This is a genomic window from Bacillus sp. L381, from assembly GCF_030284525.1.
Taxonomy (GTDB): Bacteria; Bacillota; Bacilli; order Bacillales; family Bacillaceae; genus Bacillus; species Bacillus amyloliquefaciens.
The window spans coordinates 2,097,045-2,110,867 of sequence record NZ_CP127224.1; the positions used below are offsets into that span (position 1 = coordinate 2,097,045).

Below are 13,823 nucleotides of genomic sequence, written 5' to 3' on the forward strand. Positions count from 1 at the left end.
TTACCTCCCTTCTAAAAACCTGGAATTTGATCAATAAAGCCGAGTTTTGGCTGTTTTTTCGTTTTTCTAGCGCCTCGATTACTGACCTGAGGTGAATTTCCATCTGCAAAATGGCTTAATTCAAAAAACCAGCTGATATCCATCTCGTCGAGATAGTAAATATCAGCTGGCCGTTCTGCATTTTCTAAGTATAGTTTTTTGAGGTCCTGTTCCAACTCCTCCAAGAAAGGCAGCGGGAGCAGGTACCCCGGTGTTAGTTTTTTACCAAATCAACAGCCTCACTGTGTTGCTCACCGTCAAGACCGGCTGCCTGTTCATTTTGTTTTACATTTGTTGTACCAACGACTTCGTAAATCGTTTCAGTGATGGTATCAATCATGTTCGGAGCTGAAATGCCGTCATAAAAATCATCCTGTGTAAACTGTTTACCGTATACTTCAACGACATAATTTACTAAGTTATCAAGGGTTTCTTCATTTAACTCGTCAAAATTTGTCTCTTTTGTAAGCTTTATTGCGTTTCTTAACAAGCGTCCTTTGATAAACGGGGCTACGAATACTTTGTCTTCTCCATTAATGTTTAATGTTAATTGCATTTAACAACACACTCCTATTGTTTTTTGTACAAAAAAGAAAGAGAGGATTTACCCTCTCTTTAAGATGTTTTTGATCCAGATACAGAGCTGCTTTTACTTAAAGACACTTCTTCCGCTGATCCCGTAGATGGCTCGTATACCGCTTTAAACCAATTTGCAATTACTTCCGGTTTGACCCCATCATCACCTGTAAAAACAGAGCGTTGCCATAAGTTATCATGCTCCCTACGTACAAACGTGCCCGAAATTGAATCAGTTTGGAATTCCGGACTATCCGTTTTTGTCGCAAAAGATTCCTCTTGTGGCATAAATTTGCCTTTATATAGAGCGTATAGCTTCGATTTACCGCCAGTAGTGGCCGATTCGAATAACAAAGCGCCGTACGGTGCCTTGTCTGTATCACGTTTTTCTAAAACCCCGTCGGCATTAATTTTATGTCCTAGCAACAGCGCTTGAGATTTTGTTGAAAGCTGATCTGTTCCTATTTCGACTTCTGTAGCACCTTGAGCTGTTTCAACTTCTGAGGGGCCATCATCTGCGTACAATGTCTCACTGTTTGTACTTGGTGAAATACTGGCCTCGATTGCATTACCGATTTTTACAGGTTTTGCATAAGTAACTGATGTTTCGGTTTCTTCAGTAATCGGCGCGAAATAAATATTTTTTAGACCTACGCGTACTCCTTCAGCCATAGGTTAATCACTCCTCTTCTGTGTTTTGAGCATAAAAAAAACGGAGAATCTTGTGATAGATCTCCGTTTCATGCTCGTAATCGTCATATTGATTTCTAAATGTGAATCCCGCAGCCTTCAACTTGCTCGGGACTTCCTTTTCCAGTCTTGAAAACTCATTCCCATTTTTAGTGAAGATATCAATTTGCACATAATGACCTTTCACTGATTCCTCATCTTCAGCCGAAAAAGCCGGCCTCTGATTATAGAAAAAAAAGCGAATGTAGGTATCGTCTTTTCCTTTGTAAGAAAGAAATTCCACAGGTACTCCCAGTGGTTTAAGGCTTTTCACGATAATTTCACGCACATTCATCGAATTAAGTTCCTTTGGATGTATTTTTTCATCTCACTTAGGGCCTCACTTTGTTTATTGATCAAAGCGGGTTCTACAAAAGGTTCAGCCTTATGACCCGGATGATCTACCTTCTTACCGTAGATGTTTGACCCATCAGACATGACCTTTTTGTTTTTCAGCTCGATCAAGTGCGGACTTGTACCGAACTCTGCAAACCGTGATATAAAATCAAGCTCACTGGGACCGATATCAATAACCCCATTTTTCACTTCACCTTTAAGGATGACGCTTTGTGAGCTACGCTTGTTGGCTTCCATTTCGTTGAAAACCGGTTCTGCACCGGCCTCTAACGCGCCCTTTTCGACATATTTTGCTCGATTTCCGAGTTTTCTGACCTCTGATACCAGCTGCCGCATTCCACTAACTCGCATGCTCATTTGATACCAATCTCCTCGGTTGCTATGGTGAATGTTACATTTGCCTCGTTATCGTTTATAACGCTTGTAATTTCGAATTGTCTTCCGTCATAACCGATGCGCATATCGTTGCGCATATCGTTGCACAGAAGGCTCTTCATCCGTTTAGAGAATCGGATAACAAATCGAGGCTTCCGTTCAGCTTGAACAGCGGCCGCTGCATAAAATTCTCGTCCTTGTGTCGTTTTTACTGCCGCCCATACTTCAGCCACAATCTCCCACGTTTCAATGGTGAAACCTTCTTCGTCTGTTGTGGTTTCGGGCGATAAAATTGAAATACGGCGGTTAAAATCCCCGGTTTTCATTAAAAAACCTCATTTCAGAAGAAGAATAATGCTCTGGAGAGAATAGGACAGCTTTTTATTGGCTTCATCAGTCGCGCCCCGGTTCTCATACCACTCGGTTACGAGCATTTTAACGGCCAACGAATAAAGATCATTCTCAGTGTCCTTAACTCCTGATTCCTGCAGGTGCTTTTCCGCCGCAGAAATTAAGGAGGAGATAAGGTTGTCCTCCTCATCTCCGTCTACTCTTAAATAGCCTTTCATATCCTCTAAATTCACAGCCATGTTACTCACCGTCCGGAACAGTTGGTTGTGTAACGGTAACAGTTAGAGACTTTTTCACGGATGTCTTGTGTTTTGAAGAAACAGTGATCGTTGTATTCCCCGCTGTTTTTGCTGTCACTAGCCCCCCGCTACTAACCGATGCCACCGACTGAGTGCCAGAAGTATAGGTTACATCCTGTTTCGCTTCGGCCGGTAATACAGATGCTTTTATTTGAAAAGTCTCGCCGACGGCTAATGTCTTCGCGGTCGGCTCGACAGTTACGCTTGTTGGATCCGTAGACTTTGTCGTAACAATTAATTCGTCGCTTAACGGCGAGGCTTTTCCGGCCGCAGAAATAGCCCTCACCTGATAACGGTATGTTGTCTCCTGTTTCAAGCCGCTTTCTGAAAACGACGTTTTAACACGAGTGCCTAAGGAGACGCCGTCCCTGTATACTTCATACTCTTTAATGCCCCCTTCAAAGGTAACGGCATCCCAGTTAAGGGACGCCTCTGTATCCGTAACGGACGCCGTTAACCCTTGGGGCGCATTAGGGTGTATCGTTCACTTTGACAATACGGAAAGCGGACTTTAACTTAATTTGGTGATCGATATAGGCGGTTAAAACGAAGTCCTCGATACCTGTTCTCACATTTTTGTCCCGCTCATACGTGACCGGCAGATCATAGTTGAAATGAGAGTATGAAAAATCACCGACAATCGGATCAACAGCAGCGTCACAGAAAATTGCAGGCTTTCCTAAGATCTGCTCGGGTTGAGCATTGAAAAGCGTAGCGTTTCCGTTAGCAAGATCTTCAACAATATCCATATATTCTGCATAGGTAATCGCAACTTTTGCATTTGCACGGTAATCCTCGTGTAAATCAGCAATGGCCGCTTTAATTGCTTTTAATTTAGTACTGCCTTCCACTGTTTTAATCTCGGCTGAGTAAAAAGACATGTGTTCCTCGCCTTTTTTAGGGGTTGTAGCAAATGCCACTTTCTTTTCTTTAGCAGCGAGTCCACTTTCTAAAGCACGGTCTACGGTCTGAACTAAATTCGTATCTGTTCCTCGTAAGACTGTCTCAGAAATAGGCGCAAACACCTTAAATTTATTTCGGCCGAACTTTACGATGTCCCCAGTGCTTTTGAGCTCTTTTGCTGTTTCTTTATCCCCGATAAACTCATCGTCATCTAATTGGAATGAAATTTTAGGCAGTTCCAAGTTGATCTCATTCGTGAATGTTGAGTGTCCCCGAAGCGGATTTTTGACAAATGGTTCATGTAACAGTTCAGTTGTCATAGTTGTAGGCAAAAGCTTTTCGCCGCCGGAATCGCCGTTATCACCGAGGACGGCTTTCACCCCACCCAGTTGCGCTTTAACTTCTTCTGACACTTCCCTGCCGCGCATAGTAGCACGGAACAATTCGGCTTTTGCAGCAATTTTTCGCTGTTTAGGATCTGGACTGTCCATCCCTTTAACTTGACTAGCTCCGTTTTGATTTGCCCGAGCCTTGATTTCTTCTTCTTGTTCTTGTTCCAGGGAATCGTGCTGGTTCTTTAAAATGTCAAAACGCTTTTTCAAATTGATCTTTTGCGTTTCCAGGTTTTCTAGATTTTTGATATCAATATTAGGATCTGCTGCAGTTGCCGCGATCTCTTCCTCTACACGTTTTAATTCTGCCCCTACTGTTGTAAGTGAATTTTTTAATTGAAAAAGGTTCATTATAGTTCCTCCAATGTTTTATTAATTTCCATAAGCTCTGTTTCAGCTTCAACCTTTAAGCGTTCCCGGAATAATCGATCCTTTTCTGACTGTGAAGCAGTCGGCGCTGTTTGTTGCGCATTAAGTAGCGCAGCTGGCGTATTGCGGTATTTAGCGAACAGCTCCTTGTTCCAATTTGCCGCCACGTTTTTCGCTTTTCCGACAACGTCACACAGCCCCAGGTTTAAACACTCCTGAGCTGTTAACCATGTCTCAGCGTTAAGCAGTTCGATAAGATGATCCTTATCAAGTTTCTCGCCGGCTTTCCCCAAGTAGGTCTCAATCATGCTGTCACGTATCTTGTCCATATCGTCTGCCTGTTTTCGTAATTCTTCGGAATTACCGATAGCGAAAGTCCAGGGATTATGAATCATCATCATTGTGTTCGCAGGCATAAAAATAGTGTCACCCGCCATTGCGATGACACTTGCGATGCTGGCCGCTACACCGTCAACGTGAACATTGACCGTAGCGCTATGCCTTTTTAAAATGCTGTAGATCGTTGATCCGTGGAAAACGTCTCCCCCAGGTGAGTTGATATACACATTCAGGGTTTTTACATCCCCCAAAGCATCCAGGTCTTCTTTGAATGTCTGAGCGGTTACCTCGTCGCCCCACCAAACAGAAGAATCTATTTCACTGTAAATGCTCACTTCTCCGACTGAACTATCGTTAGCCGTCGCTTTTACTTCCCAGAATTTTTTTGCCTTTTTTACTGACATCTCTAACTCACCTCCTCTCAAGTGTTTAAATTTAAATTGAATAAATCGTTCACAAACACACGAAATAAAGAAACAAGCGGCTTTATAACCCGTAATTTCGTCCCCTACCTGAGGCATTACCGATATCATCATCTAATTTTTCTTTTTCTGGTGCTTGATTCTCCTTCGGCGTTCCCGGCTCCATGCCTTCCGTGATTTTTTGGTTTGCTACTTGCTCCAGTGGAAATAGATCCTTACTTGCGAGTAGAACGTCCCCTCCCGGAAGCGGCGGTAATTCTTCCCACGCCCTAACTTCATTCGGCGTCAGAAAAGCGTTTCGAATCCCTTGCTGATAAAAAGTTCCACGAACCGCTGTATCTGCCCGTAGCAGCGCATTCATGTTAAATTTAAAGTAATAACCGGATGTTCGTTCGTCTGTTGTGAGCAGTTTACGGTTAAATTCGGTTTCATAATGTCTGACGATGGGAAGAAGCGTACCTTTTACGAAATTACTGTACAATTCTTCTGTTTTTTGAGTTACGCCGTTACCATCCGACTCCCCGACCATAAACAAAGGGAGATGAAAAACTGAAGCGACCCGGGACCGCGTTACTTTGTCCACGTCAAACACACTTTTATCGATAAACTGCTTTTCAAGTTCCTTTAATTCAGTCCCAGCCTCTTGTATAATCACACCGCCATTATCTCGGTAAAAGGTCTGAAAACTTTCTCTCATTTTATCGATTTTTTCTTCACTTACGTTCGCTTCGAGTTTCAAAATAAATGATAGTTTAGCTCCATCCATCTGCTCCAACGCGAAAGTGCGGACTTCAGTGTCAAAGTTTAGGGTTCCCCGTAACACATCCAACCGAGAGATACCTTTTTTTCCATCTTTCGTGGTAGTGTGTACGTGAATCATGCTTGTGTTATGGACATGATAGACGTTGTAGTCGCCGTGAACTTCATACCACAGCTCCTTAGTTCCTTCTTCGTAAACAGGAAAAACACGCAAAGGATCAAGTATTTCAAGCCCCTCTACCTGAAAATACCTGTCGTATTTCTTGATCGCATAACCGTTACCGTAGACATTTCGGTGTACCTCTAGGAGGTTTATGAATTCCTCAGTTGTCATGTTGTTGTTTGGTTGATCCGTAAGAAGTGCTGACGAACTGGATTCTGTTGGCTTGTACGCTTTATACATCTTCAGCGGCATGCTGCTAAGCGAGTTCGCAAGCCGCGATACCGCGGCATACACAGGTTCACTGCTGGTTAACGAGTGCTCTGCCCTGGTGCCAAAACTACTACTGAAAGGGGAAAACCAGCGAGAAAAATCGTAACCAGGACCTTTAACCGACGAAAAAACCTTTCGTATGCCATTTTTAACGCTGTTCCGCAAGCCTCCCACTGCCCTATTCCATAAGCCCAAGTTGTCACCTCCCCATCAATTCTTTGATTGACCACACCTTGACATTTCCGGTAGAGACCGGCGTAGTGAGATCCGTCATTACGTTTGTATGAGCATTCAACAGAGCCGCAAACCCGTCAATTTTGCGATACCTGTTCTGTTTTGTAGGCATTAAATTCCCGTTTCTGTCTTTGACGAGCTTAACATTGTTGATATACCACCGAAGCAGCTGATTTTGATTCGATATTACCTTGCCGTCAATAAACAAATGTTTTAAATCTTTCATAGCAGGACTCAGAGTTTCAAATCCTTGACGAACTTTTTCCGTTTTGAAACCATAAGCCTCTAAATCTTTGTTGAGTCTGAAGGCGTTTGCTCTGTCGTATTTGATTAGGTCTATTTGGTACTTTTGAGCTTGTTCGATAAACCAGTCATATACCAGCTCGTATTGAACATAATCATGCTTTGTTATCGTTAGTAAACCCTGCTCTGCCCATTCCGTATATGGTATTTTCTCGTTGTCTGCCAGGACTTTTTTACGAGGGATCCATGAATGAGACAACACAAAAATCTCTCCCGTTTCCGGCAGAGGGAATTCAAGACACGCGCTCGTAAAGTCTTCAGTCTCTGAAAGGTCATAAGCTCCTGTGCAGGCCTTACCTTTCAATTCGTTTATGTCTATCACTTTTTTGTTTTTCTGTATTGTTTCATAATCCAGGTAAGACAAATCCGATGATCTCGAGAACCAGTTAAACTGCTTTGTTATGAAATCGAGCCTTTCTTCTGGCGTCCTTTTGTCTTTTTCCCAGTCCTCTTTGAGAATTTCTAGGTTTAAAGACAGACCCATACTTGGATTCGCTTTTACCCAAGTTTCAGGTTTATCGAATTCTTCAGCAGAATCAAGCTCCGCTAGGTAATAAAACGTTCGCTCGTCAGGAAAAACACCGTCCAAAACGTCAGCGCCTTGCTCATAATAATTAACCAGCGGACCGTCTAGCTGGTACCCCGCCGTTGTTATATAAAGAATTAAAGGTTGTTTCCGTGATCCACGTGACTTTTTTATAACATTTATGAGTTTATAATCAACAAATTCGTGGATTTCATCGAATACAGCGAGATGCGTATTTAAACCGTCAAGCTTTTTACTGTCACTGGCGCGCGGCTCGATTTTCGACTTTGACTTTGGGTGCTTTATTGCGTCACGTAAGTTCAACAACCGTTTCTCTAAGACTGGCGAACTGTCGACCATGGCTTTCGATTCATCAAAAAGAAGTCTAGCCTGCTCCTTGGCATTTGACAATAAATATATCCGAGCTCCAGGCTCCTTGTCTGCCATCAAAAAGTAGTTTGAAAGTGCTGAAATCATGGTTGTTTTACCGTTTTTTCGCCCGATAAAGACTAAACCTTCTCTAAACCGACGAACTCCAGTGTCTTTATGCACCCAGCCGCATAATGACCCAACAATAAAATGCTGCCAAGGCTGCAGTACTAGCGAACTAAAGTCACCTTGGGACGGTTTACAAAACTTCTCCATAAATCTAATCGGGTTATGTGCCCTTTCTTCATCAAACACCCAAGGAAAACCCTCGGTTCCGGCGCGGTCTAAATCCTTCATGTGTCGTTTACAAGCTAAGATAACCTTTTTACTCGCTAAAATATCACCTTGGATCACTTCTTCCGCATACAAGTGCGTTAAAAGCGTATCACTCGGCTTAGTAATCAGGTAATTCATCACTATCGCCTTCTTTCAGCACTGTTTTGCGTTGTGCCGCTGTCAGGCCGAGCGATCTCAGCAAGTTATTCAGCGTTTGCGTAGCTTTTGTTAGTTCGATGACCAACGGATTCTTTACCAGATTTGTCTCTTTCGCTTTATTCGTGTGCTGCATCATTAATTTGGATTTCGATACTTCATCACGTAATCTGCAATAAAATTCGTACGTATCACAATAAATGTGAATCAGTTCGTCGTCCGATTCTTGATAAGATTCGCCTAAGTACCGTTTTATCCGCTCGAATGTCTTTTTTCTTTCCATGGGTAAGTACCCCCCTTTCATGAAAAATTTCGGCGCGGTGTGAGCGACGGGCCCCGCCCGGTCCCTTAATTCTGAATAAGCACATTTAAGGGTAGGGGGGGCTATACTTCCGGATTGGCCTTTTCTACATAGATATTTATTCTCCGCTTCTTAGGCGTTTCTCCGCCGCTTCTACAGCCCTTTTCCGGGTGACGCTTGTTATGACAACTGAAACATAAGGAAATCAGATTGGCCTCGTCTAACGCTTTTTCCGGATGGTCTTTCAATTCATCGATGTGATGTACAGTATCGGCTTGAGTGATCCGCTTGTTCTTTAGGCAGTCTTGACATAGGTAGTTGTCTCTCCTTAGAACAAACTGCCGGCACCTTTGCCACTCCTTACTCTTGTAAAAGGAACGTGACTGCCGGTCTCTCTTATGCTTGTCATAGTAATTCACTTGGTGTCACCTAACGACTTGAGGTGCGCTTCGTGCGCAGCCTGCCGGCACTTCTCGTCATCACAGAAGTATCTCCAATTAGGTATCTCACGCCTGTCCAACTGCTTGCCGCAGCCCTCACATAAGACAATCAAAGTTATCACCCCAATAAAAAAAGCGCCCATCAAATGGACGCTTATCAATTATTATATATAAGAATGTTCTTCGCACTCTGTGGTTCACATAGTAATACCACCTTACCACAAATAATACGTTGAATCCCCTGTTTTGTCAAGCATTATTTTATAATTTTTTCTAGGAAAGCCTTTGCGTTAGCAGACTTCCCATTGAGTTCCTTATAAATCAAATCAACAGCTTTACTGCATCCTTTGTAATAGGCTTTCTTTGGGATGCCAAGTGTATCAATAGCCAAGCTCATCGGCAGTTTGTATACATACCTACATTTAACACAGGAGCGGATAGTCGGCGGCAAGTTCTCGATAGCTGAGTCCAGCATGATTTTATTCAGCTGCGTTCCAGTCACGCCGTCGTATGCCTTCGGTCCCCCAGAGGATACAACGTCGTCCGGCCGCTCCCCGGCAGCGAGCTCTGTATAGTTTTCTAATAGCTTCTTGATAGTGCTCTTGCTCATGAAATCCTCCACACGGACATTCCCTTCCAAAAAGACCACCTCTTAGTTATTAATAATTAATAACTACATATAATAAATAATAATAAAATTAATATAATGTATTATTTATTTATATATAGTGTATATAATTCTTTTAGGGGGTTATTGTTCTTTCGTTTTTATTCACTGGAGTTTTTCAACTCTGTATACCCCCCTCGTAAAAACCGCAAAGAATATATTTTTACTGGAGTTCTGATATTCGTCCATATTCCCTCGTGTTCCGGCATTTCGGAAACTCAGTTATACTAGTTACGAACCTCTCGTTTTCTTTCGATTACTCCTGTTTACTGCTCGTTTTGTTTTCTTGACCTTACATATTCATCAAGTAATATTAACGAGGCGCTGCTTTCGTATATCCTCTTTCTTTTTTCCGGGTTATCTATTGCATTACATGGTAAACAAGTGGCTATCCAGCAGAACATAAACGGTTCGTTAATCTCAGCTTCGGCGATAGGGATACCAAAAGCTGTTTTTGGACTTCGAACTCGTGTGGCTTGATAACCGGATTCAGACTCAAGCATTTCCTTAATATCAGTACTTATCAATATTTCATCTGGCGGCCTTTTCCCCTCAGCTCTTACACTTTCTAAAGCCGTCTTTATTTGCTCGACCAACGAATTAATATCCTGCAGTTGTGTTCCCTGGTTTTCATTCATTCTTACCGCACACCTTTCGTTTGAGTTCGGCCATCTTCTGATCGATTGTCGTTTTAAGTTTTGCAGCCTTGGCGTCGTATCGTTTCCGCGCCTCTTTATCGGTTGGCGGTCCCTCGATTTCCCAGAGTACTTTCAGAGCGGCTATCTTCTTTCTGATTTCATGGTTCGTAACAGCTGATGTATAATGCCGTTTGCAATGCGGACAGACGAAGAATGTCTCCACGATACCTTTGCCGCGCTGCCTTTCTTGAGCCCAAACGTCAAACGACTTGTTACATGTATCGCAGTTAACCTTCATATATCTGAAGCCCCTCTCGTTAATTAAACCGTCACCCAGAAGAGGGCCGCGGCGTGTGCGTTTATTAAGGCATTAAACCCAGCGATGCTACACGTTCGCTTCTTTTTACCGGGAAAATGATTTGTATTTTTATCGCTCTTTATTTCAACATTCGAGAAATACCAGCGCATCATGTTATCAAATGTTATTTTTCCTGCTGATTCAATTCGGATCAGATGCTCAGTAGGTTTATTTAAAGTTAATGCTACTTGCCGTATCGGAATCGTATTGAATCCAAGATCTTTTAAGTGATTAGCAAGCGCAGTTCCGTTATAAGGATCGTAACCAATCGCTTTAATTGGGATTTTCTCTTTGTATTCCACGAACCAGTCAGACACGAATGTATAGTCTAAGTATTTAGAATGTACCAGCTCAAAGGTATCTTCACGGTATAACTCCCGTATGTCATCACGGACTAAGTCTGTATGATTATATAAAGCTTCCGCCGTAATCCAGGAGCGGTGAAATACGTCTACACTCCCGTCAGATTTTAAAATCTCAATTACTGCGCTTGTAAAGTCATTCGTATTTGCATGGTAAAAACCGCCTATTACTTGTTCGATGGTTACGCGCTTGTCTGTCATTTCTTATCGTCTCCATTCTCATATTGGATATCCTCCAGCCAGCGGTTTATACCGTCCTCCATAAAATGCGTGATATCTTCACCCTCAAATAACGTAATGATCCCACTGACTGTGTCTAATATTTGATAGTGATCATATAAATCATTGTACTCTTTACTTATTTCTTGATTAAGATATGTTTCCAGCTCTTCCGGTGTTGAGAAATATAGAACTGCGTCGTTCATACCGCCTGATGGGTAAAAGCACCAATACCCGAATAAGATGAATCTTTGCCGGAACTGTTTAGTTTTTGTCGTATCCATATTTGACCTTCTTTCACCAAGATAATGCGCCAAAAGAGTGAGCGTAAACACCGTCGCTGTCTAAGCGTAAATAAAGGCTTTCAGGTAGGTACCGGTCATACAAGAATCCTGGTTTGTATCGGTCATCCAATGATAATACAGGATCTCTTGGCACTACTAGATCACTACTTCCGTAAAGATTTTTTTCCGGGTAATCACGCTGCACTCGGTAAAAGCGATAACAAATCTTTTCAACTTCATCAAAACTAAAATCAGGATCTTCGAAGTGTCGTCTCAGCTGTTCGATTACACTATCACTTGCTTCTATCGTTAAGTACGTGCAGTCATTTAATTGAATCCGCCCTCTTATGTCAAACCCTTTCATCCCGCTCACCTTCTTCGAAAAACACTGTTTCTACGTTTGCGAAGTTCACAGCGGTATTTCCAATTGTGATCCACCCTAGCGGAATCGCAGGGCTAATTTTATTTTCGGAACCTTGAGTTATATGTTCACGCAAAATTTTTACCGCGGAACCTGTTAAGGCGATTGTTTCTCCAGACGTGGTTTTGCATATCGCTCGCATTTAGTGTTTCCTCTTTCGTGCAGCGGCATCTAATGCGCCGACATATTTTTTGAATCCTTCTGCTAGTCCTGTTTTAAGCCTGCTTGTGTCAACGTCGTCTTCAGATTGTGCGGCCTCGGCTAGATTCGCGGCAGCTTCTGCTATGCTTACCGGGCCCTCATTGTTGTCCGATTCGTCTGATAACTCCTTCCGTATCATTCGCTCAGCTTCAGCGAATGAGAAATCAATAGCTTTAGGAAACTCGAAATCAACTTCCGCACGATTTCCGGAATCGAATTCGATAATAGCTTCGACTCTCATACCGAAAGCAAACGATGTCAATAAGCAGTCCCCGTTATAGACGTTCTCAACTTCCAAACGCTCGATCCTTTTTATGTTTATCTTCATTCGTCCGGGCCCCTCTCTTGATCTAAACCTGCATGATATGTTGTAACTTTATTTAATTAAGACCCACACGAAACGAAACGCCATTGTACCGACGTTCTCGTATAGGAACCGGAATTTCTCTTTGCTTTCCATTCCGTCCATGTCTCGGTTAATTTTCGCGATGAAGTCCGCGATACTCTGGCAGCCTCCGAAATAAGGTTGATGTAATAGTGCCTTGAGTGAAGTTGCAGCATCTACAAGACCCATTTCCTCGCTGGCCTTTTCGATGTACCTCATCGCCTCTTCTTTGCTAATATCGCTCGCATTACACGAATGCCCTACGCATATCCACGCAAGACCTTCGATCCAGCGCTGCCTTTCTTTGCGGAGATAAGGCGGCACTTCGGACCCGATATATTCGTCAACTACACACATATGCAATGTATGCTGTCCTTTCTCGCTCATCATCGGCTGCTCCTCTCGTTTTAAAGCGTGCTTCACGTAGAAACACGCCTTTATTTAATTAAACTGACACCTTTCCGCTGATATGAGGATGTGGGTCATACCTGTGAACCTCGAAATCTTCAAAACAAAAGTCGTCAATATCCGTCACAGTACGATTGATATCCAGTCGCGGTAAACGTCGCGGCTTTCTTTTCATCTGCAATTCGATCTGTTCCAAATGGTTCTGATAGATATGAGCGTCACCAATTGTATGAATAAACTCCCCTACCTGCAGCCCGGTAACGTGTGCGATCATATGAGTGAGTAACGCATATGACGCGATGTTAAATGGAACGCCTAGAAAAATATCGGCCGACCGCTGGTACAACTGACAGGACAACTGCCCGTTTGCTACGTAAAACTGAAACAGCAAGTGACAAGGAGGTAACGCCATTTTCTCGAGATCTCCAGTATTCCACGCGTTGACGATATGCCGGCGGCTGTCCGGGTTTGTCCGTATCTGATTGATTACGTTCCTGATTTGATCAATAGAATTCCCCTCTACAATCTTCAGTCCATGTGATTTTTTTATTTCTAGGCTTTCCCAGCTGCGCCATTGCTTGCCGTAAATCGGACCGAGTTCTCCGTTTTCATCAGCCCATTCGTTCCAGATGCGGACTCCGTTTTCCGTAAGATATTCCGTGTTGGTATCACCCCGAAGAAACCACAACAATTCGTGTGCGATTGATTTAAAATGCAACTTTTTCGTTGTGAGCAGCGGAAAGCCTTTCTGCAGGTCAAAACGCATTTGATACCCAAAATAAGATATAGTCCCGGTTCCTGTTCGATCTTCTTTTACTACACCAGATTGTTTTACTGTTTCACATAAATCGAAATACTGTTGGTCCGCCATG

The 13,823-nt window shown here is 42.9% G+C and carries 23 protein-coding genes; all 23 read right to left on the reverse strand.

Annotated features, from left to right (window positions below; genetic code table 11):
• Window positions 1–11: 11 nt before the first annotated feature.
• Window positions 12–224, reverse strand: a complete 213-nt coding sequence (locus QRX25_RS10385) for a hypothetical protein (protein WP_222891143.1) — start codon at window positions 222–224, stop codon at window positions 12–14.
• Window positions 225–253: 29 nt separating this feature from the next.
• On the reverse strand, window positions 254–595 hold the full coding sequence (gpG, locus tag QRX25_RS10390; RefSeq protein ID WP_212098117.1) for a phage tail assembly chaperone G: 342 nt from the start codon (window positions 593–595) through the stop codon (window positions 254–256).
• Between the two features lie 59 nt (window positions 596–654).
• Window positions 655–1,287 (reverse strand): major tail protein, encoded by a 633-nt coding sequence (locus QRX25_RS10395; RefSeq protein ID WP_212098119.1) that lies wholly within the window; start codon window positions 1,285–1,287, stop codon window positions 655–657.
• Window positions 1,288–1,294: 7 nt separating this feature from the next.
• Window positions 1,295–1,639, reverse strand: coding sequence for a hypothetical protein (locus QRX25_RS10400; RefSeq protein WP_212098122.1), 345 nt, complete (start codon window positions 1,637–1,639; stop codon window positions 1,295–1,297).
• On the reverse strand, window positions 1,636–2,058 hold the full coding sequence (locus tag QRX25_RS10405) for a hypothetical protein (protein ID WP_212098125.1): 423 nt from the start codon (window positions 2,056–2,058) through the stop codon (window positions 1,636–1,638). Before QRX25_RS10405 ends, QRX25_RS10400 begins: the two co-directional genes overlap by 4 nt.
• Window positions 2,055–2,402, reverse strand: coding sequence for a phage head closure protein (locus tag QRX25_RS10410; protein WP_212098128.1), 348 nt, complete (start codon window positions 2,400–2,402; stop codon window positions 2,055–2,057). Before QRX25_RS10410 ends, QRX25_RS10405 begins: the two co-directional genes overlap by 4 nt.
• A gap of 9 nt (window positions 2,403–2,411) precedes the next feature.
• Window positions 2,412–2,666, reverse strand: coding sequence for a head-tail connector protein (locus QRX25_RS10415; protein ID WP_212098131.1), 255 nt, complete (start codon window positions 2,664–2,666; stop codon window positions 2,412–2,414).
• Window position 2,667: 1 nt separating this feature from the next.
• Window positions 2,668–3,207 (reverse strand): Ig-like domain-containing protein, encoded by a 540-nt coding sequence (locus tag QRX25_RS10420; RefSeq protein WP_212101712.1) that lies wholly within the window; start codon window positions 3,205–3,207, stop codon window positions 2,668–2,670.
• A complete protein-coding gene (locus QRX25_RS10425) occupies window positions 3,197–4,372 on the reverse strand; it encodes a phage major capsid protein (RefSeq protein ID WP_212098134.1) in 1,176 nt (391 codons plus the stop codon). Before QRX25_RS10425 ends, QRX25_RS10420 begins: the two co-directional genes overlap by 11 nt.
• Window positions 4,372–5,133, reverse strand: coding sequence for a head maturation protease, ClpP-related (locus QRX25_RS10430; protein ID WP_212098137.1), 762 nt, complete (start codon window positions 5,131–5,133; stop codon window positions 4,372–4,374). Before QRX25_RS10430 ends, QRX25_RS10425 begins: the two co-directional genes overlap by 1 nt.
• 82 nt (window positions 5,134–5,215) lie before the next feature.
• Window positions 5,216–6,538 carry a phage portal protein gene (locus QRX25_RS10435; protein WP_212098140.1) on the reverse strand — a complete coding sequence of 441 codons (1,323 nt, stop codon included), beginning with the start codon at window positions 6,536–6,538 and terminating at the stop codon, window positions 5,216–5,218.
• 4 nt (window positions 6,539–6,542) lie between these two features.
• Entirely contained in the window at window positions 6,543–8,249 is a 1,707-nt protein-coding gene (locus tag QRX25_RS10440; protein ID WP_212098143.1) for a terminase large subunit, read from the reverse strand.
• Complete coding sequence (locus QRX25_RS10445; RefSeq protein WP_212098145.1) at window positions 8,230–8,571, reverse strand: P27 family phage terminase small subunit; 342 nt, start codon at window positions 8,569–8,571, stop codon at window positions 8,230–8,232. The genes QRX25_RS10440 and QRX25_RS10445 overlap by 20 nt, the downstream gene beginning before the upstream one ends.
• 80 nt (window positions 8,572–8,651) lie before the next feature.
• Window positions 8,652–8,987, reverse strand: coding sequence for an HNH endonuclease (locus tag QRX25_RS10450; protein WP_212098147.1), 336 nt, complete (start codon window positions 8,985–8,987; stop codon window positions 8,652–8,654).
• A gap of 277 nt (window positions 8,988–9,264) precedes the next feature.
• Window positions 9,265–9,618, reverse strand: coding sequence for a hypothetical protein (locus QRX25_RS10455; RefSeq protein WP_212098149.1), 354 nt, complete (start codon window positions 9,616–9,618; stop codon window positions 9,265–9,267).
• Between the two features lie 323 nt (window positions 9,619–9,941).
• Window positions 9,942–10,313, reverse strand: a complete 372-nt coding sequence (locus QRX25_RS10460) for a hypothetical protein (protein ID WP_212098151.1) — start codon at window positions 10,311–10,313, stop codon at window positions 9,942–9,944.
• The gene (locus QRX25_RS10465; RefSeq protein WP_212098153.1) at window positions 10,306–10,611 is read right to left on the reverse strand and encodes a hypothetical protein; all 306 of its coding nucleotides are present in this window, start codon (window positions 10,609–10,611) and stop codon (window positions 10,306–10,308) included. Before QRX25_RS10465 ends, QRX25_RS10460 begins: the two co-directional genes overlap by 8 nt.
• A gap of 23 nt (window positions 10,612–10,634) precedes the next feature.
• Window positions 10,635–11,234 carry a terminase TerL endonuclease subunit gene (locus QRX25_RS10470; protein WP_212098156.1) on the reverse strand — a complete coding sequence of 200 codons (600 nt, stop codon included), beginning with the start codon at window positions 11,232–11,234 and terminating at the stop codon, window positions 10,635–10,637.
• On the reverse strand, window positions 11,231–11,536 hold the full coding sequence (locus QRX25_RS10475; RefSeq protein ID WP_212098159.1) for a hypothetical protein: 306 nt from the start codon (window positions 11,534–11,536) through the stop codon (window positions 11,231–11,233). The genes QRX25_RS10470 and QRX25_RS10475 overlap by 4 nt, the downstream gene beginning before the upstream one ends.
• A gap of 13 nt (window positions 11,537–11,549) precedes the next feature.
• On the reverse strand, window positions 11,550–11,900 hold the full coding sequence (locus QRX25_RS10480) for a hypothetical protein (RefSeq protein WP_212098160.1): 351 nt from the start codon (window positions 11,898–11,900) through the stop codon (window positions 11,550–11,552).
• Window positions 11,901–12,099: 199 nt separating this feature from the next.
• Window positions 12,100–12,486, reverse strand: coding sequence for a hypothetical protein (locus QRX25_RS10485; RefSeq protein ID WP_212098162.1), 387 nt, complete (start codon window positions 12,484–12,486; stop codon window positions 12,100–12,102).
• Window positions 12,487–12,534: 48 nt separating this feature from the next.
• Window positions 12,535–12,930 carry a hypothetical protein gene (locus tag QRX25_RS10490; protein WP_258415752.1) on the reverse strand — a complete coding sequence of 132 codons (396 nt, stop codon included), beginning with the start codon at window positions 12,928–12,930 and terminating at the stop codon, window positions 12,535–12,537.
• 58 nt (window positions 12,931–12,988) lie between these two features.
• Window positions 12,989–13,822 (reverse strand): thymidylate synthase, encoded by an 834-nt coding sequence (locus QRX25_RS10495; RefSeq protein WP_212098166.1) that lies wholly within the window; start codon window positions 13,820–13,822, stop codon window positions 12,989–12,991.
• Window position 13,823: the final 1 nt, after the last annotated feature.

Coding starts and splice junctions, on each gene's coding strand:
- gpG (WP_212098117.1), bottom strand. CDS start 595: ATGCAATTAACATTAAACATTAATGGAGAAGACAAAGTATTCGTAGCC.
- QRX25_RS10460 (WP_212098151.1), bottom strand. CDS start 10,313: ATGAATGAAAACCAGGGAACACAACTGCAGGATATTAATTCGTTGGTC.
- QRX25_RS10455 (WP_212098149.1), bottom strand. CDS start 9,618: ATGAGCAAGAGCACTATCAAGAAGCTATTAGAAAACTATACAGAGCTC.
- QRX25_RS10405 (WP_212098125.1), bottom strand. CDS start 2,058: ATGAGCATGCGAGTTAGTGGAATGCGGCAGCTGGTATCAGAGGTCAGA.
- QRX25_RS10400 (WP_212098122.1), bottom strand. CDS start 1,639: ATGAATGTGCGTGAAATTATCGTGAAAAGCCTTAAACCACTGGGAGTA.
- QRX25_RS10445 (WP_212098145.1), bottom strand. CDS start 8,571: ATGAAAGGGGGGTACTTACCCATGGAAAGAAAAAAGACATTCGAGCGG.
- QRX25_RS10415 (WP_212098131.1), bottom strand. CDS start 2,666: ATGGCTGTGAATTTAGAGGATATGAAAGGCTATTTAAGAGTAGACGGA.
- QRX25_RS10425 (WP_212098134.1), bottom strand. CDS start 4,372: ATGAACCTTTTTCAATTAAAAAATTCACTTACAACAGTAGGGGCAGAA.
- QRX25_RS10430 (WP_212098137.1), bottom strand. CDS start 5,133: ATGTCAGTAAAAAAGGCAAAAAAATTCTGGGAAGTAAAAGCGACGGCT.
- QRX25_RS10475 (WP_212098159.1), bottom strand. CDS start 11,536: ATGGATACGACAAAAACTAAACAGTTCCGGCAAAGATTCATCTTATTC.
- QRX25_RS10480 (WP_212098160.1), bottom strand. CDS start 11,900: ATGAAAGGGTTTGACATAAGAGGGCGGATTCAATTAAATGACTGCACG.
- QRX25_RS10490 (WP_258415752.1), bottom strand. CDS start 12,930: ATGAGCGAGAAAGGACAGCATACATTGCATATGTGTGTAGTTGACGAA.
- QRX25_RS10495 (WP_212098166.1), bottom strand. CDS start 13,822: ATGGCGGACCAACAGTATTTCGATTTATGTGAAACAGTAAAACAATCT.
- QRX25_RS10470 (WP_212098156.1), bottom strand. CDS start 11,234: ATGACAGACAAGCGCGTAACCATCGAACAAGTAATAGGCGGTTTTTAC.
- QRX25_RS10440 (WP_212098143.1), bottom strand. CDS start 8,249: ATGAATTACCTGATTACTAAGCCGAGTGATACGCTTTTAACGCACTTG.
- QRX25_RS10410 (WP_212098128.1), bottom strand. CDS start 2,402: ATGAAAACCGGGGATTTTAACCGCCGTATTTCAATTTTATCGCCCGAA.
- QRX25_RS10395 (WP_212098119.1), bottom strand. CDS start 1,287: ATGGCTGAAGGAGTACGCGTAGGTCTAAAAAATATTTATTTCGCGCCG.
- QRX25_RS10465 (WP_212098153.1), bottom strand. CDS start 10,611: ATGAAGGTTAACTGCGATACATGTAACAAGTCGTTTGACGTTTGGGCT.
- QRX25_RS10485 (WP_212098162.1), bottom strand. CDS start 12,486: ATGAAGATAAACATAAAAAGGATCGAGCGTTTGGAAGTTGAGAACGTC.